A 17,527-nucleotide genomic window follows, 5' to 3' on the forward strand; every position below is an offset into this window, starting at 1 on the left:
ACGGTCGTCATGGCGGCGGCGAAGCACCGCCGTGACCAGCTTCAGTTGACCATGAACCGCACGTTAGTCCAATCGGAGCGGTATCACTGGGCCGTGACGACAGGCCCGAGCGGGGCGGGAAGGGCGGCGAGGGCCCGCAGAGCGCGGGGCGGGAAGTCGGTCCAGTACCCCTGCGGTTCGCGGGCGGCGTGCAGGTGGCGGTCCTGGAACCGTTGCCAGCGCCGCAACCCGTCGACGGCCTCCGCCACCGACAGCTCCCCGGACTCGATCGCGTCGGCGAACTCGTCGAGGTCGAGCAAGCGCTGGTGGCGGCCGTCGACGGGCACCATGACATCGGCGTACAGGTCACGGATGACGAACCCATGAGGCTCGGCAGTGATCTGCACGAGGTCGACGTACCAGGTGGTCGGGCCCTGGGCGGACCGGTCGGTGCGGTCGTTGCGCTGCCAGACGGGCACGGACATGCTGACGCCGAGATCGAGCAGGACGAACACCCGCTCCAGCAACGTGCCGCCCCGCCACGGCACGAACCGGTCGGGCAGCTGGAACTCGTAGGCCAGCGCGTCGCCGTCCCGCACGCCGGGCAACGGACCGAACGACTCGCGCCACACCTCGATGCGTTCCACGCGATCAGTTCTACCGGTTCATCACTGCTGGTCGAGCAGTTCGACCAACTTCTCCGGCGGCTCGTCCCCGAACAGGCTCTCGGCGATGCCGTCGGTGTCCTCGACGGTCTTCACCGCGCGCACGATCATGGTCTCCTCGTACTCGACCAGCGCCCGCTCGACGTCACCGGGGCGCGCGGCGATCGCCTTGGCGAGCTCGGCGCCGTCCAGCATGGCCAGGTTGGCGCCTTCACCGTTCGCCACCGTCAGATGGGCGGCGTCACCGAGGAGCGTCACCCCCGGCACCCGGTCCCAGCGAAGTCCGGACGGCAGCCGGTAGTGCGGCCGGAACACCGGTGTCGTGTCGGTCTCGCTGATCAGCGCGGTCAGCTCGGGAGCCCAGCCCTCGAACTCCCGCACGACCTGCGCGGGGTCCGTGACGTCGATGCCGTCGAACCACTCCAACGGCCGGTTGAACTCCACGTAGGCGTGCAGGGTGTCGCCGCGCTCCCGGTGGGCGAAGATTCCCTTGCCCTGGCCGGGAGCGAACATCGAACCGCCACCGACGGCCTTCGCGACGGCGGGGTGCGCGGTGTCGGCGTGATACAGGTAGGTCTCGACGAACGTCAGGCCCGCGTACTCGGGCTTGGCGTCGGTCAGCACCGCGCGGACCTTCGACCACGCACCATCCGCGCCGACCAGCAACTCCGCTTCCACCGTGCTGCCGTTCGCGAACGTCACCTCACGGCCTCGGACCCCGGTCACCTTGTGGCCCCACCGAACGGTGCCCGCTGGAAGCGAGTCGAGCAGCATCCGCCGCAGGTCGGCGCGCTGCACCTCGGGACGCCCGCCGGTGCCGTCGTCGTTCTTCTCGAACAGGACTTCGCCTTCGGGGCTCAACACCCGGATCGCCTGTCGGCCTTCCAGCACCAGGCCGCGGAACTCCTCCGTCAACCCCGCGGCCTCGACGGCGAGCTGGCCGTTGTAGTCGTGGATGTCGAGCATTCCACCCTGCGACCGCGCCGACGGCGACTCCTCCGCCTCGTAGACGACGGACGGGATGCCGTGGACGTGCAGCACGCGAGCGAGGGTGAGACCGCCGAGACCGGCGCCGATGATCGTGACTGGTTTGTGCATGAGGCAACACTGACGAACACCGCTGGCACCGGCCGCACACACCGCTGGCACGCGGCTGGCAGGCGCTGTCAGCTACCGCTCGCCGACGTTCCTGGATGAGCAAGCTCGGCGCCGTGAAGTCGACCTGCAACGCCGCCGCCAGCGAGATCGGCCCGAGTGGACAATGCGGTGCGATCGAAGCCCTAGGCTGGCGCGCGTGGGCTACCGCTACGAGATCACCCAGGCAGTCGTGCGGCAGGGCATCATCGCGATCATCCGCACCGACGATGCGTCCTCGGCCGTTGCGGCCGCCGTTCCGCTGCTGGACGCCGGCCTGACGTCACTGGAACTGCCACTCACGAACCCCGAGGCGCTGAAGGCGATCGCGCACCTCAGAAGTGAGTACCCGGACGCCGTGATCGGTGCGGGCTCGGTGCTGGACTCGGCTTCCGCGGTCGCCGCGGTGCGGGCTGGGGCACAGTTCCTCGTGGCGCCGAACCTCGAGCTGTCGGTGATCCGGGCGGGGCATCGGTATGGGGCAGCTGTGCTCCCCGGCGCTGGGACCGTTACCGAGATCGTGCAGGCGATGGAGGCCGGAGCGGATGCGGTGAAGGTGTTTCCGGCGCCTACGCCGCAGTGGGTCAAGGATGTGTTGGCGGTGCTGCCCCATGCGCCGTTGGTGCCTACCGGCGGAGTGGCGCCTGCGGATGTTCCCGGCTGGCTGGCGGCGGGTGCGGTGGCTTGCGGAGTCGGGTCGGCGCTTGCTCGCACTCCTCTTGCCGAGATTCAGGGGTTGGTTCGCGCTTCGCGGTCTTGAGCGGGGCGGTTTGGGTCGCTGGTTCTTGCGTGGCCGAACAGGACAAGCTCGTGCACGGGGACGACCGGGTGCCGTCCCACCGTGCCGTTCTCGACGCGATCACGGACCGCGACCCCGAGGCCGCCTACGCCGCGATGCGGGCGCTGGTCGACAAGTCGGGCGCGGATCTCGGTCGGTTGCGCTGATGTTCGTCAACGCTTGATCGATACGACACGCCCGCCCGGTTGTGAATGATTCTCATGTCCTTCACCATCGGGCCCCATGCGCCTGATCACGCTCGCCGCTGCCGTCGCGCTCACGATCCCGGCCGCACCCGCGGTCGCGGCCCCGGCCGCCCCGAAGATCGCCACCCACAACGTGTTCATGCTGTCCCGCAACCTCTATCCCAACTGGGGCCAGGTGACGCGGGCCGACCTGATCGACAGCACCGGCGTGCTGAACGGTCAGGACGTCGTCGTGCTGCAGGAGGCGTTCGACAACACCGCCTCCGACCGGTTGCTCGCCAACCTCCGCGACACCTACCCGCACCAGACGCCGGTGCTCGGCCGCAGCACCGCTGGATGGGACGTCACCTCGGGTGCGTACCGCGACTCGACGCCGGAGGACGGTGGGGTCGCGGTGCTGAGCCGGTGGCCGATCACGACGCGCATGCAGCACATCTACCGCGACGCGTGCGGCGCGGACTGGTTCTCCAACAAGGGTTTCGCGTACGTGCGGATCGAGGCACCGACCGGCCCGCTGCACGTGATCGGCACCCACATGCAGGCGGAGGACTCCAGCTGCACGAGCGCTCCGGCCGGCTACCGGACGAAGCAACGGGCCGAGATCAGGGCGTTTCTGACCGCGCGGAACATCCCTGCGTCCGAACCGGTCTACGTGGTGGGCGACATGAACGTCGTGAAGGCGAGCGACGAGTTCCCGCGGATGATCGCCGATCTCGGCGCCGCCACGCCCGAGGTGACCGGGCACCCGTTCTCGTGGGACTGCGCGGACAACAGCATCTGCCGAGACCAGTACGGGCCCGAGTACGCGTCCGAGCACCTCGACTACGTGCTCACGATCCAGGGTCCGGTGCTGCGCAACGAAACCCGGCGGGTGAAGAGTCCCGAGTGGTCGACCTGGTCGTGGGGGCGCAAGTACACCTACACCGACTTCTCCGACCACTACCCCGTTTTCGCTAGCTGAGCACGGGAGCGACGGTCAGGCCGAGCTCGGGCATGCCCAGCCAGTCGAGAGTGCCGCCCGACTCGGCCAGCTTCACCCTGACCGCGTACACCTGAGCAGCAACGCCTGCAGCGAGTCCACTCCGTACGCGGCACCGACCTCGTCGTCGCCGAGACCGGCGATCCGATGTGGACAGACCCAGTCGCCGTTGCGGTCTCAACGGATCGGGGCGCGGGGCACCGAACCTGATCACCACCTCGAAGTGCGATCCGTCCGGTGCCACGCCCCCGATCCGCCGTTCCGCGACGATCTCTCCCAGCTCCATGCCGTCAGCCCAGTGCCGTCACCAGCCGCTTCGCCTGCACGACGGCCTTGCTGGAGCCCTTGCGTCCAGCGACCTCCGCGAGTCCTTCGACCTCGCCACGCGGCCTGCACTGCTGTGCCAGTTCGACGGCCAGCTCGATCACGTCCGCGACCCGGTTGTGCGTCCACAGCTTCGGCAGCGCGGTGGCCAGGATGTCCCAGACCTGGGTGGACGCACCGGACCGGGCGGCGTCGCGCAGTCCAGGCACGATCCGGTTCAGGGCGAGCTCGCCGCGCTGCACCAGCAGGCCGATGATCTCGCCGAGCGCCTTGCCGTCGAACTGGTCGCGAGAAGCGAGGATCAGCAGGGCGTCGACGGCATGGGCGCGGTTGACCGTGAGCTCGGCGCCGAGCCCGTACGCGAGCGCGAGGTTCATCGCGACGCCGATCGGGCCGTCCGCCTCGGCGAGCAGCGGCAGCAGCGGGCCGTCGCCGCCCCTCGAGTCGCGCCGGTGGGCGAGGTGCGGCACGAGGTGAGCGGCCACGACCTCGCGTTGCACGGGCAGGACGGCGGGCCACCACTCGATCATCGGGCCCCACTCGTTGTGGCCGTACCAGTGCTTCTCCGGCTCGGGCAGCCCTGGATCGACGGTGACGAGCAGTCGTTTCTCCGTCATCGACGGGCGGTAGTAGCCGTAGTTCTCTGAAGTGCGGATCCGTTCGACCAGTGTGACCTGTGGGTCCGAGCGGTCCTTCAGCCACTCGCGCAGCAGCCGGCCGGTGTTGCCGGACAACGACGTGAACGCCTCGGGCGTCACGTCACGCGGAAGCCGGTGGTAGGCCTGCTGCAGGTCGCGCGGCCACGGTTCCCAGCCCTCCGCCTCTGCCTTGGCGAGCCGTTCGAGCAGCGTGGCGGCGTCGAGCAGGCCGGACATCTCGGTCGGGAAGGAGACCAGGGCCGGGCGCGGCGACTGCGCCAGCCCCTTCGTGATCTCGCGCAGCCGCAAGGCGAGCTGCTCGCTGACCGAAACTGACGGGGCGCGTTTGAGCTGCTTCAGCCAGGTGCGGGCGGAGCTCAGCATCGACTCGATCGGCCCAGCCGACGTCGCGGGTTCGGCCACGGCGGCGATGATCCCGACCAGTTCCTCCCAGGGAGCACGGTCCGCGTTCTCGGAGTAGCCGTAGTAGGCGCGGTTCTGGATCCATTGGTACTTGTCGTAGATCGGCGCGAACGCCCTGGCGACCGCTTCCCTGTCCTGCCACGCGAACCGGACCACGGCCTCGATGATCCGTTCCCCGACGACCGCCTCGACGTGCCCGGCGTTGCGGCCGAACAGCGCGTGCACCTCGCCCGTCAGCTCGTCGATCGTGGCGATCGGCTCCGGCCACGGGCGCCGCGTGAACGGCGCGAGCGCGACGGTGTCCTCTTGTGCCGTGGTGGCACCGAGTTGTGCCGCGAGGTCGGGCGGCAGTTGTTCAGCCAACGCCAGCAGCTCGGTCCTCGTGGCGTCGCTGATCTTCGCGAGGTGCTTGGTCACCAGCTTGACGGCGTGGCCGCGCAGGTCGTCGGACTCGTGCGCGAACAGTTCCGCGGCCGTGAGCACGACCTCGTCCGGATTCTCCTTGGCGTGCTTGCCGAGCCAGGTGAGCTGGGTGCGGATGAGCTTCTTCTCGGTACGGCCGAACACCCAGCGGCTCGCGTCGCACAGCAGGTCGAAGTCCAGCCGCCGCGCCTCGTCGAGCCGCTTCAGCTGGTCCTGCGCGAGAGTGGCCACAGTGGACCGTGAGTCCGGCAGCATCGCGACGTAGTCCCGCGCGTGCTCGGCCGCCTCGTCCATCGTGACCTGCACGACCTCGTGCAGCGCCAGGAAACCCTCCATCTCCTTGGCGCTGCCGCCCTGCTGGAGCCGGGCGAGGCACCCGTCGAGCAGCACCTGGCGGTCTGCCCTGTCGCGCAGGAACGTCCGCCACTGCCGGGTGTTCGCGATGATCGCACCGGCGCCGACGACCTCCAGCAGGCGCGGGATGAGCGCGTCGAAGGCAGGCCGCCACCTGGTGTGGCCGCCGAAGTCCATGAAGTGGATCAGGAACCCGTCCGAGTCCGGCGGGTTGTCCCCGCAGAACTCCAGGACGATCACCAGCAGGTCCCGGCGGGAGAGATCGCGCGTCGGCATCTTGGCGCCGAGCCGCGCCACCAGGTCGGGCAGCCACGTGAGCTCACGGTGCCGCAGCACGTCGAGCACCACGCTGGTGCTGCCGGCGTGGCTCGTCCAGTTGTGCCAGATGCGGTAGCGCACCAGCCAGGGCGTGAGCGTCGACGCGTTCGGCAGCAACCCGGCTCCCGCGATCGCGAGCGTCTCGCCGTGAAACCAGCGCCGGTCGCCCGCCCGGTGCTTCTTCTCGTACGCGATCAGGTCCTTCGCGGCCTCCTTGCGCTCCTCGGGCGTGAGGCTGTTCAGCACCTCCCCGAGCGGCAGCACCTCGTCCGACTCGATCAGCGCCTGGATTCTCTGGAAGGTCACGCCCTGCTCCTGACCATGTCCGCCGCCAGCACGTGCTTGCACTTGCCGCGCCCGCCCCGGTACTCGGCCCACCACTGACAGGTGCACGCGTCACCGTTGACCCGGTAGTCGCCGACCACGGCCGTGTCGCCGTCCCACCTGACCGCACCCTGCTCGACGAGCGCCTTCGCGTTGCGCAGCCGGGGGTTCATCGCCTGGACGTCCGTGCCCTCGTACGGCAGTTCGCGGTGGAAGTAGGACGCTTCCGCGAGGTCGTAGCCGACCCGTCCGGCGGTGCCGAGTTGCGCCAGCGCGTCCTTCACGCGCTGAGGGGCGAGCCCCGACCGGTCGGCGAGGTCCGCGATGTCCACTCGGGGCTCGAAGTCCAGCAGTGCGCCGATCAGTTCGGCGTCGGTGTCGGCGTCACCGGCGGCGAGTCCGTCGAGGACCGCGCCTTCACCGGACAGGCCGCGCGTGACCTCCGGGGAGAGCACGAGCGTGAGGCGTTGCGCTCCGAGGTCGACCTCCCAGCCGCTCGCCACGGGCTTGCCGTCGGGCGGTGGCCCGTACAGCCGGACGGTTTTCGCGAAGCGCAGCAACGGGATCAGCGTTTCCAGGCGGTTCGGTCCGGCGAGGCACACCGCGTTGGCCGACGCCGTTCCACTCAGCCTGAGCGACCTGCCGGACGGGACCGCCCACACCGCCGCGCGGCCTTTGGGCAGGGTCTTGAGGAACCGCTGGGCGTCGGCGGCGGACAGTTCGGCCCTCAGGTCGAAGCGCGAGGTCAGGACCTGGGTCTCGGCGAACCCGCGCAGCCAGCGCGGCGGCAGCGGGACCTTCTTCTCGACGACCGCGCCGTCGAGAGTGCCGACCTCGACCTGATCCGGCCCGACGGTCAGGTGCAGCGGATCGCCCTTCGTGACGCGGGCGAGCGCGCGGCGGAGCGGTTCGTTGACGTCGACGTTCGTGGTGCCGCGGTCGTGGACCTCGCCGTCGAGCGCTCCGGAGAGGACGTCGAGCCGGGCGTAGACACCGCAGCAGCCCGAGAACGACTCGAAACGCAGCCGGTCACCGTTGCAGGTGACGACGGGGTCGCGCAGGCGTTCGCTGGTCGGCTGGAAGTACCGCGCGCCCGCGACCTTGGCGACGGCGAGCAGTGCGGTGGCGGCCTGCTGTGAGTCGCCGAGGAACCCGGTGAAGAAGCGCGGGTGCGGCGCCCTGCCGCCGGAAGTCTGCAGGCCCAGGGCGCGCTTCGCCTCGTCGAGGCGTGAGTCGGCCACGTACGCGTACGAGTGCATCTGCGCATGCTAGGGAACACACGTTCGATCCGCAGCCGAACCGACTCAGACGTAGCGGCGCAACAGGTCCTCCTCTGTCTCACGCCGCACGATCAGCCGCGCCACCCCGTCCTTCACCGCGACGACGAGCGCGGTGCCCCGGCTCACAGGTGGGCTGGGGCATGATCGACCGGGTGAGCCGACACGAGGTGCTGAACGCCGTCGCCGACCTGCTCCCCACCGAGGGGCTGGTCGCGGTGGACGGGGTCGACGGGGCGGGCAAGACTACGTTCTGCGACGACCTGGCGGCGGTGCTGCGCGGCCGCGGCCGCACGGTCGTCCGTGCCTCCGTGGACGACTTCCACCGCCCGCGCGCGATCCGTTACCAGCGCGGCAGGACGTCGCCGGACGGCTTCTTCCTGGACAGCTTCGACCACGAACGCTTCGCCGCCCGCCTGCTCGTGCCGTTCGCCACCGGGCAGCCGTTCCAGCGCGCGAGCCACGACCTGGAGACGGACGAGTACGTCGACTCGCCCTTCGAGGTCGTGGAGCCTCCGGCGATCCTGTTGGTGGACGGCGTCTTCCTGCACCGCGACGAGCTCGTGGACCACTGGGACTTCTCGGTGTTCCTCCACGTCGACTTCGCGGTTTCCGTGGCACGCATGGCTGTCCGCGACGGCAGTCCGTCCGATCCGGACGATCCGGCCAACCGCCGCTACGTCGAGGGCCAGCGGCTGTACATCGCGAAGTGCGCCCCGGCCACGCGGGCGAGCCTCGTGATCGACTACGACGACCTCGCCGAGCCGCGCGTCCTGGCGACCTGAAGTACGGTGTCGGCCGTGACCGAGCCGGCCAAGAAGACAGTGCGACTCCCCCAGTGCCCGCAGTGCGAGTCCGACGACCTGCGGCCCTACGGCAACGGTTCCAAATGGATCTGCCCGACCTGCCGGTTCCTCGCACCGTGCTGCGAGCCGGACACCGCCTGCACCTGGTAGATCGACCCCCTAATCGTTACCCGGCGTGATAACGCCGGCTCGCCTCGCGACGACGTACTCCCCACAGCGTCCGAAAGGCGTAACGAGGAGGCCGCCATGGCGACCACGTTCTGGGCTTGGCTCGTGTCCGCTCTCATCATCGTGCTGCTCGCGATCGTGCTTCCCAGCCGGCTGGGCACGCAGAACGTCCTGCGGGACGCGCGTGGCCGCTACAGCCTGTCGCGGCTGCAGATGATGTCGTGGACCGTCGTGCTGCTGTCGCTGATCAGCGGCATGGCGTTCGGGCGGTTCGCGGCCGGGCAGGTCGACGTCGCCGGGTTCACCATTCCCGGTCAGGTGCTCATGCTGCTGAGCATCGCGATCGGGTCCGCGGTGGTGGCGGGCGCGATCAAGGTCATGAAGAGCACGACGCGGCCTGGTTCCGTGGCTGCCTACCCGAAGGGGCGGAAAGGCGGGCCGCTGTGGGAGATGCTGACCGTCGAGGAGGGTGCGTCGGCCGGCAAGTCGATCGACCTGTCGAAGTTCCAGAACTTCCTCATCACCATCCTGCTGTTGCTCGCCTACGTCGCGCAGGCGGTGGCGGCGCTCAAGGCCGTCAACAACCCCGCGGGCATCGGTGGGCTGCCGGCGTTCTCGGACACGTTCCTCGTGCTGCTCGCGGTGAGCCACGCCGGCTACCTGCTGGGCAAGATCCCGTCGCCCGCCGGTGTTCCCGAGGGCGGCAGCATGGCGGACCGGCTGGCGGAACCCGAGGGAAAGCCCGCGGCGTCACCCAACGGGGTGGTTCCGGAAATGCGACCCGCCGAGGCAGAGCACCAGAAGGTCTGAATGGTCCCTCGTCCCTGGCGGTAGCGTTCTCCGAATGGGCGACAGGGCGATGCGGCTGCTCGCGAGCGTGTCGTTCGGACGCATGGTGTTCTCCGAGCGGGCGCTCCCGGCGATCCGGCCTCGCGGAACGGGTGGCCGACCCCGCCGACGTCGTGTGCTACGAGCAGGTGCTGGCGCCGTGGCCGGCAGGCGACGTGAACCAGGTCGTCCGCATTAGCCCGCAGCTGGTCAACGGCTACGAGCTGGTGGCGGACAGCTGATCACCGGCCAGCACCGCGCGGGCGACGGCGGAGACGTCCAGCGCGTGCTGTGAGGCGTGGTCGCTGATCACCTCGGACGCGGCCGCGACGGAGATGTTCCGTCGCTCGGCGAGCACTCCCCTGGCCTGGTTGATCGCGGCGTGGTCGGCCAGCGAGATCTGCAGGCGCGCGCCCGCGTGGTGGATGGCGGCGATGGTGTCGTCCAGCCGGTCGATGACGGCGTGCACGCGGTCGCGGCCTGCTCCCTGCTGCCTGCTGAACAGACCCAGCACCGTGTGCAGGTCGAGGCTCGCCGCGAACAGCTGGTGCACGACCTGGCCGAGCATCTCGTCGAGCTCTGGCCGATCGACCCCTGACATGTGCGGCACGGGATCACTCACCTGTCTCACCTTGCCCATTGGAGGACCTCCGAGCAACCACCACTCAGCGGCGGGCGATGGCCTCCACGTCCGCCGAACCGTCGACGACGGTGGCCGCGACCTCGACCAGCGGCTTGAGCGCGCCGCGGGCGTAGTCGCGCAGCAGCGTGAACGCCTCTTCCACGGACGTCCGCAGCCGTTCGGCCAGGATCCGGCTGTTCAGCGCGGCCTGCAGCTGTTCGAACACGACCTCGCCGGGCCGGACCGTGCGCTGCTGCACGATTCCGATCGTGGCCACGTCGGCCAGCGCCTGCCCGAGCCGGACGGACTCCGGCCGGCAGCGCGCCCCGCTCGCCCGCTGAAGAGGTTCAGCCCGCCGGTCGCGCGGGCGCAACGGCAGTGCGTGCACGGCGGCGAACCCGGCGTCGGCGGCCGCCTGGTGAAACGGGGCCACCCGCCGGAACTATCCCACGTCCTCGCGGTTCGGGGCCTTTGGACCTGCCGGGCGTGATATCCACTCGCGTGTGATGGAGCGAGTGCGCCGCGAGGAAACATGGCATCGCAAGGCGGAGAGCGGCCACCCGGACCAGGCCTGGCGGGTGATCCGGATCCAGTTCGACGTCGTGGAGGAGCTGCGGGACACGCCGCGCGAGACGTGGCCGCGGCGTGACGCGTTGCCCACGGCCGTGGGGTACCTGGCCGAGACGTTCGACGAGTGCGGCTGGTACGACCTCGCCCGGCGGGCGCACTACGAGGAACTCCAGCTGCGCCGGGAGGCCGGTCAGGACGTCAGCCTGCGGCGTGTCCTGAGTGCATTGCGCGCCAATCTTTTCCGGCAGGAGCTGTACGAGGAGGCGTTGCCGGTCGCGCGCGAGGAGTACGACCTCGCGAAGCGGCTCGGCGAGCACGACATCGTCCACACCGCCAAGTACTGGATCACCGCGTTGCTCGGCAAGCTCGGCAGGCACGAGGAAGCGGCCGTGAACGCCGGCGAGGCGGTGGCGGAGCAACGGGCGCACAAACCGTCCAAGAAGGACCGTTCGGCGGGGTACCAGCTCGCGCACGCCCTTCTCGAACACGCGCGTCGCCTCACCACCATCGGCTCGTACGAGCAGGCGGCGGACGTCACGTCGGAGGCGGTGGCGTTCTGGCGGCAGCAGCCCGGCGACAGCGGTGTGAGTCTCTACACCACGCTCGACGAGCTGAGCGTCCTGCAGATCCGCCTCGGCAGGTTCGAGGAGGCCGTGGACACCGCGGCCGAGGCTGTCAACGCCTTCCGGCAGCGCGCCGACCCCAACCTCGCTTCAGCCCTCACCAACCAGGCCAACCGCCTGCACGCCATGGGACTCGACGAGGAGGCGCTCGCGGCGTCGCGGGAGTCGGTCGACCGGTACCGGGTGATCGCGGCTCAGGCCTCTGGCCGGGCGATGGTCATGAAGATGGAGCTGCGGCTCGCGCTCGTGCTCGTCAGTCTCGGCAGCCGCCTGCACGACGTGGGCAGGCTCGACGAGTCGCTCGCGGCCAGCGACGAGGCCATCGGCCTCGCCGGGACGTATGCCGACCGCGAGCTCGGCCGCGCCGAGCTGGCGCGGGCGTGGACCAACAGAGCCAGCCTGCTGATCTCGCGCCGTTCGTACGCCGAAGCTGTTGCCGCGGCGGCGAAAGGCCTCGATCTGTACCAGACCGCGGACGGGAAAGCCATGGCACGCAACACCTTCGCGCTGGCCTCGGCTCACTTGCGCCAGTACGACGTCGCACTGGAGGCGTCACTGCAGTCGGTCGCCGAGTATCGCGAGTGGCTCGCGCACGATCCGTACGAGTACGCGCCGCTGCTGGCCGACGCGCTGACCGATCACGCGTTGATCCGCGTGTTGCGGGCCGAACGCGCGGAAGCCGAGGCCGCGATCGGCGAATCCCTTGTGTTGCACCAGGAACTCGCCGCCGTCAACGCCGGCCGCTACCGACGGGACCTGGACCGCGCTCGTGGCGTCGCGGCCCAGATCCCGTCGTCACGCTAGATCACTTGCCGCTGCGGTACGCCGTCCAGGCGTTCTGCATGCGGGTGTTCTGGCCGGGCGTGAACTGGTTGTAGCAGGAGTCGTACGAGTAATCCATGTAGTTGTGGATCGGGTCGACTCCCGAGGCAGGGCACGTGTCCTGGCCTTCCGGGCAGCCGCTGGTGGGACCGGACTGCGCCGGGGTGTCAGCGACCTCGTCGTTCTTCTTCGTGCACTCGCCCTGGAAGGTGTGCCAGAGGCCCATCCAGTGGCCGGTCTCGTGCGTGAGCGTCTTGCCCAGGTTGAAGTTCGTCGCCGAACCACCTGGGACGCTCGAGTAGTCGATCACGACGCCGTCGAGCTTCGGCTCGCCCGCGTACCAGTTCGGGAAGGTCGCGAAGCCGAGACCATCGATGTCGACCGACCAGACGTTGAGCGTCGCGGCGGTGCCGACGCGGGTCTGGGTCTTCATCTCACGTTCGATGGCCGCGTCGTCCGCGCCCTTGTTGAACCACTTGTCGTTCGTGTAGCGCTTGGTCTGCTGCAGCACGAACGTGAACCCGGTCTTGGCCGCAACGCTGGACTCCGCACCGGCGAAGCCGTCGTTGAGGACCTTGATCTGCTTGGCGATGGTGGCATCGGTCATCTTGCCCGTGCCGGACGTGGTGCTCACGGCGTGGAACACGACGTTGATCGTGCCGCCCGCCGCCAACGCGGACACAGCGCCGCGCTGGTTGGCCTCCATCACCTTCTTGCGCAGGTCCGCGTTCATCGCCTCCGCCTGAGCGTCGGAGATCTCGTTGCGGTCGTGCCCCTTCACACCAGGCAGGCCGCGCGCTGCGGAGTGCTCGCCGGCGTGCGTGTCAACGCACTCCGAAGCGGTGTTCACCGCAGTAGCGGGAGCACCGCCGAGCAGGGTGATCGCGCCCGCCGCGAGCAGACCGGCCGCGAGGGCCGCGTGGGAGCGCTTTTTCGTTTGGAACATTGAGCTTTCCTCCATGCAGGGTGGAGGAATAGTGACTCATGCATGGTCCTTTGTGGATCTTGACGTATTCACAGAATTCGAACATGATCGGCCGGCAGACCGGTCCACCAGCGCGCGAAACGCCGGTAGACCTGCGGTTCCCGGTCGCCGAGGAACTTGTGCAACGCCTTGGCCTCCTCGGCGAGGCCGGCCCACTGGCGCTTGCTCAAGGCGTGAAAGGCGGTCGCCTCGATGCCGCCGTCCTCGTGCGGACGCCAGACTCCCGCCACGTGGCCGTCGACGAGAAGTGTCGGCAGCGTGTCGCCGTTGTTGCGGATGACGACCTTGCGGTACTGCTCCGGAATGATCCGGCTGCGGTCGGCGTAGGCGAGCAACGTGCTGTCCCACATGGCCATCAGCCGTGGCGGTGCCGGGGTGTCCTCGTCCGGGATCGTCTGGTTCGGAACGTCGTAGTAGTGACCTTCCCGCACCAGTTCCAGCAGCTCCAGTGCTTCCCGGATCGTGGCGCGCGGCAGCATCGTGAACTGGTTCATGTCCGGAATGGTCGCGGGCCCGAACGCGGTGAGGTAGCGGCGCAGCAGCTCGGCCAGCGCCGCCATCCGCTCCCTCGGCTCGATCACCGCGGTCTGGAACGACAGCCGCGGCCCGAACGCCCACGGCCCGCCCGTCGGCACCCGCACCAGTGGCGCGTAGGTCGCCAGCGCCCACCACAGGCCAGGCTCCCCCACCTCGCCGACGTGCGAGTGCAGCAACTCCTCCAGCTCCGGCTTGGTCCTCGGCTGTGCCGCGAACTCCAGCACGTGCGTGAGCACCTCGTCGGCCCGCTCGATCGTGAGACCCATGTTCCTGAACCGTCGGTCGTTCAGCCTGGACGCCCTGAGCGCTGGCAGCATCGCGTGGTGGAAGACCTCGTGGTCGGCCGCTGTCACCGCGTGCAGCGTGATGCGCATCAGCGACGCCTTGCGCACCGCACCGCTCGTGAACGCGTCGTCCAGGTCGGCGGGGTCGAAGCCCTCGATCCGGTTCCACAGCGCGATGTACGGCGACGGTGGTTCCTGCGCCTGGATCGCCATGACCCTCTCGATCGCCGTGAGCACGTCCACCGGTTCGCGCCGTAGCAACATCTGCCGGTCGAGCGTCGCGCGGTTGAGCTGCCGTGCCGAGAAGGTCATGCCCGAGATCCTGGCTCACCCCAGCTTCGACGGCCACCAGATTCGGCCACTGACGTCCACCACCGCGTCGGAGTCCGGTACGTCCTTCAGAGTGGCCTCGATGCGGACGAGCCCGTCGGCCGTGCCGGTGGCCCGGACTTCGGCCAGGCCGTCCACTTTGGTTCCTCACGACGGCGACCAAGGCGACGGCGCGGGTACATACAGCGGTGAGCCCTCCGGCAGCCGACGTCCGCAGATGAGCAGCAGGAGCTCCTGAGCGAGACCTCTGACCGGCTCGCCCTCGCCGAACGTCCAGTCCAGGTCCGTCGCCTCCAGCCTCTTGCCGTCGAGATCCGCGCCGAAGTACCTGACGCTGCGCGGGGTCATGCCGTCGAGGACGAGCTTCAGGCGGTCGTGGGGCACCCGGCGGTCGAGTCCCAGTGCGACGGTGATGTCGAGGCCGTGGATGACGTCGTGCGAGAGCGCGCCGGCCGGACCGCCGCCGGGTGGGGTCCACGGGTGGCCGACGTTGACTTTCAGGGTCTTGACCAGGTCGTTCGTGGAGAGCGTCGTGGCATCCTTGCGTGCCATGCGGTCGGCGGCGTGGTTGAACCGGCCGCCCGACTTGAGCATCTCGAGCAGCACACGCCAGCCCGAGCTGCGGAACGGCAGCGCCGTGTGCGCGACGACCTCCTTGACGCGCCACCCTTCGCACAGGCTGGGCGCGTTCCACTGCTCCTCGGTCAGGTTTGCGAGAAGTTCGGCCTGGTCACGTCGTTCCGCCGCCACCGCGGCCCTGATTTCTTCGGTCATGCACGTTGTACGGACCAGCCGACGAAAACTCATCGGTCCGCGTAGGGTTTTCGCGTGATCGAGACGCTGGAGCCGTTCCGGATCGAGCTGACCGGCTACTGCTACCGCATGCTCGGCTCCGGCTTCGAGGCCGAGGACGCCGTGCAGGAGACCCTCGTGCGCGCGTGGCAGGCGTACGACAGCTTCGACTCCAACCGCGCGTCAGTGCGGACCTGGCTGTATCGCATCGCCACCAACATCTGCATCGACATGCTGCGCAGCGCCCAACGGCGTGCGTTGGCCATCGACCTGCGACCGGCGGGTGGCGATTTCGGCGCGCCGCTGCCCGAGCGGGCCTTCGTCCAGCCGGTGCCCGATGCTCGGGTCCTGCCAGAGGACACCGCGATTCGCCGCGAAACCGTGCGGCTCGCTTTTGTGGCGGCCCTGCAGCACCTTCCGCCTCGTCAGCGCGCGGTGCTGATCCTGCGCGATGTGCTGGCGTGGAAGGCCGGCGAGGTCGCCACGTTGCTCTCGATCTCGGTGGCATCGGCCAACAGCGCGTTGCAACGGGCACGGGCCACGTTGCAGGCGGTCGATCCCGGGGAGCCGCTGAACCCCGCAGATCCGACGCAGAAGGCGCTGCTCAGCCGGTACTGCGAGGCGTTCTCACGGCATGACGTGCAGACCCTGGTGGCGTTGCTGCACGAGGACGCGACGATGTCGATGCCGCCGTTCAGCTGGTGGCTGCGGGGCCGTGGCCCGATTTCTCTCGCGTTGAACGATCCGAACGCTGCCTGTGCCGGCGCTTGGCTGGTGCCGGTCGAGGCAAACGCGTCGCCCGCCTACTGGCAGATGCGGCCGGGTCTGGACCGGCCGTTCGGGCTGGTGTTCATCGACGTGCGCGGTGGGCTGGTCACGGGCAGCACGACGTTTCTGAACGTCGACGAGCTTCTGCCGCTGTTCACCTAGGGTGGTCGTCGTGATCCGCATCGTGCCGTCGGACGAGGTGCCGTGGGAGGACGTCGAGGCGATCTTCGACGGGTCGGAGCCCTCGAAGTGCCACTGTCAGCGGTACAAGGTGAAGGGCTGGTTTTGGCGCGACACGACGTCCGATGAACGCTACGCCGCACACTGCTCGCAGTCTGCGCGCGGGAGTGGCCTGGTGGCCTATGTGGACGGTCAGCCTGCCGGGTGGGTGGCCGTCGAACCCCGTTGCAACTATGCGAAGTTGTTGGACATGCCCATCCCGTGGAAGGGGCGGTCCGAGGACAAGCACGACCCCGATGTCTGGGCCGTGACGTGTTTCGTGGTGCGCAAGGCCTTCCGTCGCCAGGGTCTCACCTACGAACTGGCCGCCGCGGCGGTATCGCACGCGCGTGAGAACGGTGCACGGGCGATCGAGGCGTACCCGATGATCGTCGCGCCCGGCCAGTACGTCACGTGGGGTGAGATGCACGTCGGTACGCGCCAGGTGTTCGAGGAGGCTGGGTTCAGCCTGGTCACGCACCCCACCAAGCGGCGTGTGGTGATGCGGGTGGACTTCTGACTTCGCTAGACCCCGACGAGTTCGTGGTTCTTCGCGGGTTGCGCTGCCTTGCGGATCCTGCCCCACGGCTTGAACACCGACAGGATGTAGGCGAACAGCAGCAACGTCGGCGCGACCACGACCGGATGCATCAGGCCGGACGGGATCACCGCGGTCGGGTCGCCTGCCATCATCCGCTTGCCGATCTCCGCGGCTTCGTTCACGCCTGGGCGTAGTGCGAACGCGATCAGCAGTGGCATGCCGATGTTCATGAACAGCTTGATCGCGACCCACCAGTACTTGACCAGGCCGTACTTGCTGCCGAGGCCCAGGACCACGCCGGAGATCATGCAGACCGCGCTGGCGCCGAACATCGGCCAGATCGCGAAGATGTCGATCGACTGGATCGCTGTTGCGGCGGTTGCGGTGTCCTCGGTGGACAGAGATACCGCGACCAGGATCCCCAAGGCCAGGTCGATGCCCAGCCAGACCGCCGCCGAGAGGATGTGCAGCAGCAGAACTGCTTTGCGGACGCGGCCGCTGAGCTTGCGGATCGTGATCATCGCTGTGCACTCGCTTGTCTCGTGGTGTTGGGTCTTACTCTCGCCACCTCCGCTGGATCGTTCATCCGCTCACGTTCTGATCTCGCGTACGTCAGATTGCGTACGCGGGGTGGTTGGGTTGGCGGCTCGCCGACCTGGGTTCTGTGGCTGGGTTGCGTGGGCGTGGTTCAGAACGGTGGTGGGTCGTCGAAGACCGGTTCCGTGGGCAGCGCGACCTCCCAGGCGGATAGATGAGAGCATCTAGAACCTAGACGACATCCATACCCCAATTCTATTCTTGAAAATCGCA

The 17,527-nt window shown here is 68.9% G+C and carries 21 protein-coding genes and 2 pseudogenes; 10 read left to right on the forward strand and 13 right to left on the reverse strand.

What is annotated here, in order from left to right:
• Positions 1–83 precede the first annotated feature (83 nt).
• From JOD27_RS14060 to JOD27_RS44905, 3 genes and pseudogenes are all read right to left on the reverse strand, one after another.
• On the reverse strand, positions 84–626 hold the full coding sequence (locus JOD27_RS14060; protein WP_204762634.1) for a ribonuclease FAU-1 family protein: 543 nt from the start codon (positions 624–626) through the stop codon (positions 84–86).
• Between the two features lie 21 nt (positions 627–647).
• Positions 648–1,742 carry an FAD-dependent oxidoreductase gene (locus JOD27_RS14065; protein ID WP_204762635.1) on the reverse strand — a complete coding sequence of 365 codons (1,095 nt, stop codon included), beginning with the start codon at positions 1,740–1,742 and terminating at the stop codon, positions 648–650.
• Between the two features lie 85 nt (positions 1,743–1,827).
• A pseudogene (locus JOD27_RS44905) lies at positions 1,828–1,923 on the reverse strand (enolase C-terminal domain-like protein); the annotation flags it as partial.
• A gap of 15 nt (positions 1,924–1,938) precedes the next feature.
• On the opposite strand from JOD27_RS44905, the gene JOD27_RS14070 reads away from it, so the two are divergent.
• The 3 genes from JOD27_RS14070 to sph all read left to right on the forward strand — a co-directional run bounded on the left by JOD27_RS14070 (position 1,939) and on the right by sph (position 3,723).
• Positions 1,939–2,538: a bifunctional 4-hydroxy-2-oxoglutarate aldolase/2-dehydro-3-deoxy-phosphogluconate aldolase gene (locus JOD27_RS14070; protein WP_204762636.1), complete on the forward strand. Its 600-nt coding sequence runs from the start codon at positions 1,939–1,941 to the stop codon at positions 2,536–2,538.
• A 29-nt stretch (positions 2,539–2,567) separates the two neighbouring features.
• Positions 2,568–2,723 carry an FCD domain-containing protein gene (locus JOD27_RS14075; protein WP_204762637.1) on the forward strand — a complete coding sequence of 52 codons (156 nt, stop codon included), beginning with the start codon at positions 2,568–2,570 and terminating at the stop codon, positions 2,721–2,723.
• A gap of 76 nt (positions 2,724–2,799) precedes the next feature.
• Complete coding sequence (gene sph / locus JOD27_RS14080; RefSeq protein WP_204762638.1) at positions 2,800–3,723, forward strand: sphingomyelin phosphodiesterase; 924 nt, start codon at positions 2,800–2,802, stop codon at positions 3,721–3,723.
• 72 nt (positions 3,724–3,795) lie between these two features.
• On the opposite strand, the pseudogene JOD27_RS47140 reads toward sph, so the two are convergent.
• The 3 genes and pseudogenes from JOD27_RS47140 to JOD27_RS14090 form a co-directional block, all read right to left on the reverse strand.
• Positions 3,796–3,900, reverse strand: a pseudogene (locus JOD27_RS47140) (hypothetical protein); the annotation flags it as partial.
• Positions 3,901–4,031: 131 nt separating this feature from the next.
• Positions 4,032–6,527: a DUF6493 family protein gene (locus JOD27_RS14085; RefSeq protein ID WP_204762639.1), complete on the reverse strand. Its 2,496-nt coding sequence runs from the start codon at positions 6,525–6,527 to the stop codon at positions 4,032–4,034.
• Positions 6,524–7,804: an SWIM zinc finger family protein gene (locus JOD27_RS14090; RefSeq protein ID WP_204762640.1), complete on the reverse strand. Its 1,281-nt coding sequence runs from the start codon at positions 7,802–7,804 to the stop codon at positions 6,524–6,526. The genes JOD27_RS14085 and JOD27_RS14090 overlap by 4 nt, the downstream gene beginning before the upstream one ends.
• A 173-nt stretch (positions 7,805–7,977) precedes the next feature.
• On the opposite strand from JOD27_RS14090, the gene JOD27_RS14095 reads away from it, so the two are divergent.
• The 4 genes from JOD27_RS14095 (at position 7,978) to JOD27_RS46005 (ending at position 9,866) form a co-directional block, all read left to right on the forward strand.
• Positions 7,978–8,607 (forward strand): nucleoside/nucleotide kinase family protein, encoded by a 630-nt coding sequence (locus tag JOD27_RS14095; protein ID WP_307830122.1) that lies wholly within the window; start codon positions 7,978–7,980, stop codon positions 8,605–8,607.
• A gap of 15 nt (positions 8,608–8,622) precedes the next feature.
• Entirely contained in the window at positions 8,623–8,778 is a 156-nt protein-coding gene (locus JOD27_RS14100; RefSeq protein WP_204762642.1) for a hypothetical protein, read from the forward strand.
• 96 nt (positions 8,779–8,874) lie between these two features.
• The gene (locus JOD27_RS14105) at positions 8,875–9,606 is read left to right on the forward strand and encodes a hypothetical protein (protein WP_204762643.1); all 732 of its coding nucleotides are present in this window, start codon (positions 8,875–8,877) and stop codon (positions 9,604–9,606) included.
• A 131-nt stretch (positions 9,607–9,737) separates the two neighbouring features.
• On the forward strand, positions 9,738–9,866 hold the full coding sequence (locus JOD27_RS46005) for a hypothetical protein (protein ID WP_275591650.1): 129 nt from the start codon (positions 9,738–9,740) through the stop codon (positions 9,864–9,866).
• Here the strand turns inward: JOD27_RS46005 and JOD27_RS14110 are convergent.
• Positions 9,842–10,246 carry an ANTAR domain-containing protein gene (locus tag JOD27_RS14110; RefSeq protein ID WP_204762644.1) on the reverse strand — a complete coding sequence of 135 codons (405 nt, stop codon included), beginning with the start codon at positions 10,244–10,246 and terminating at the stop codon, positions 9,842–9,844. The two genes, JOD27_RS46005 and JOD27_RS14110, sit on opposite strands and share 25 nt — an antisense overlap.
• 43 nt (positions 10,247–10,289) lie before the next feature.
• Positions 10,290–10,679 (reverse strand): ANTAR domain-containing protein, encoded by a 390-nt coding sequence (locus tag JOD27_RS14115; protein ID WP_204762645.1) that lies wholly within the window; start codon positions 10,677–10,679, stop codon positions 10,290–10,292.
• Positions 10,680–10,752: 73 nt separating this feature from the next.
• Between JOD27_RS14115 and JOD27_RS14120 the strand changes: the two genes are divergently transcribed.
• Positions 10,753–12,243 carry a hypothetical protein gene (locus JOD27_RS14120; protein ID WP_204762646.1) on the forward strand — a complete coding sequence of 497 codons (1,491 nt, stop codon included), beginning with the start codon at positions 10,753–10,755 and terminating at the stop codon, positions 12,241–12,243.
• Position 12,244: 1 nt separating this feature from the next.
• Here the strand turns inward: JOD27_RS14120 and JOD27_RS14125 are convergent, their stop codons facing one another.
• From JOD27_RS14125 to JOD27_RS14140, 4 genes are all read right to left on the reverse strand, one after another.
• Positions 12,245–13,207, reverse strand: coding sequence for a zinc metalloprotease (locus JOD27_RS14125; protein ID WP_204762647.1), 963 nt, complete (start codon positions 13,205–13,207; stop codon positions 12,245–12,247).
• 68 nt (positions 13,208–13,275) lie between these two features.
• Positions 13,276–14,379 carry a winged helix DNA-binding domain-containing protein gene (locus JOD27_RS14130; protein WP_204762648.1) on the reverse strand — a complete coding sequence of 368 codons (1,104 nt, stop codon included), beginning with the start codon at positions 14,377–14,379 and terminating at the stop codon, positions 13,276–13,278.
• Positions 14,380–14,394: 15 nt separating this feature from the next.
• Positions 14,395–14,535, reverse strand: a complete 141-nt coding sequence (locus tag JOD27_RS14135) for a hypothetical protein (RefSeq protein ID WP_204762649.1) — start codon at positions 14,533–14,535, stop codon at positions 14,395–14,397.
• Positions 14,536–14,544: 9 nt separating this feature from the next.
• A complete protein-coding gene (locus JOD27_RS14140) occupies positions 14,545–15,171 on the reverse strand; it encodes a maleylpyruvate isomerase family mycothiol-dependent enzyme (protein ID WP_204762650.1) in 627 nt (208 codons plus the stop codon).
• A 54-nt stretch (positions 15,172–15,225) separates the two neighbouring features.
• On the opposite strand from JOD27_RS14140, the gene JOD27_RS14145 reads away from it, so the two are divergent.
• Positions 15,226–16,119: an RNA polymerase subunit sigma-70 gene (locus tag JOD27_RS14145; protein ID WP_204762651.1), complete on the forward strand. Its 894-nt coding sequence runs from the start codon at positions 15,226–15,228 to the stop codon at positions 16,117–16,119.
• 10 nt (positions 16,120–16,129) lie between these two features.
• Positions 16,130–16,696 carry a GNAT family N-acetyltransferase gene (locus tag JOD27_RS14150; protein ID WP_204762652.1) on the forward strand — a complete coding sequence of 189 codons (567 nt, stop codon included), beginning with the start codon at positions 16,130–16,132 and terminating at the stop codon, positions 16,694–16,696.
• Between the two features lie 5 nt (positions 16,697–16,701).
• Here the strand turns inward: JOD27_RS14150 and JOD27_RS14155 are convergent, their stop codons facing one another.
• The gene (locus JOD27_RS14155) at positions 16,702–17,238 is read right to left on the reverse strand and encodes a hypothetical protein (protein WP_239566976.1); all 537 of its coding nucleotides are present in this window, start codon (positions 17,236–17,238) and stop codon (positions 16,702–16,704) included.
• Positions 17,239–17,527: the final 289 nt, after the last annotated feature.

Origin of the sequence: Lentzea nigeriaca, from assembly GCF_016907955.1 — a bacterium.
GTDB lineage: Bacteria > Actinomycetota > Actinomycetes > Mycobacteriales > Pseudonocardiaceae > Lentzea > Lentzea nigeriaca.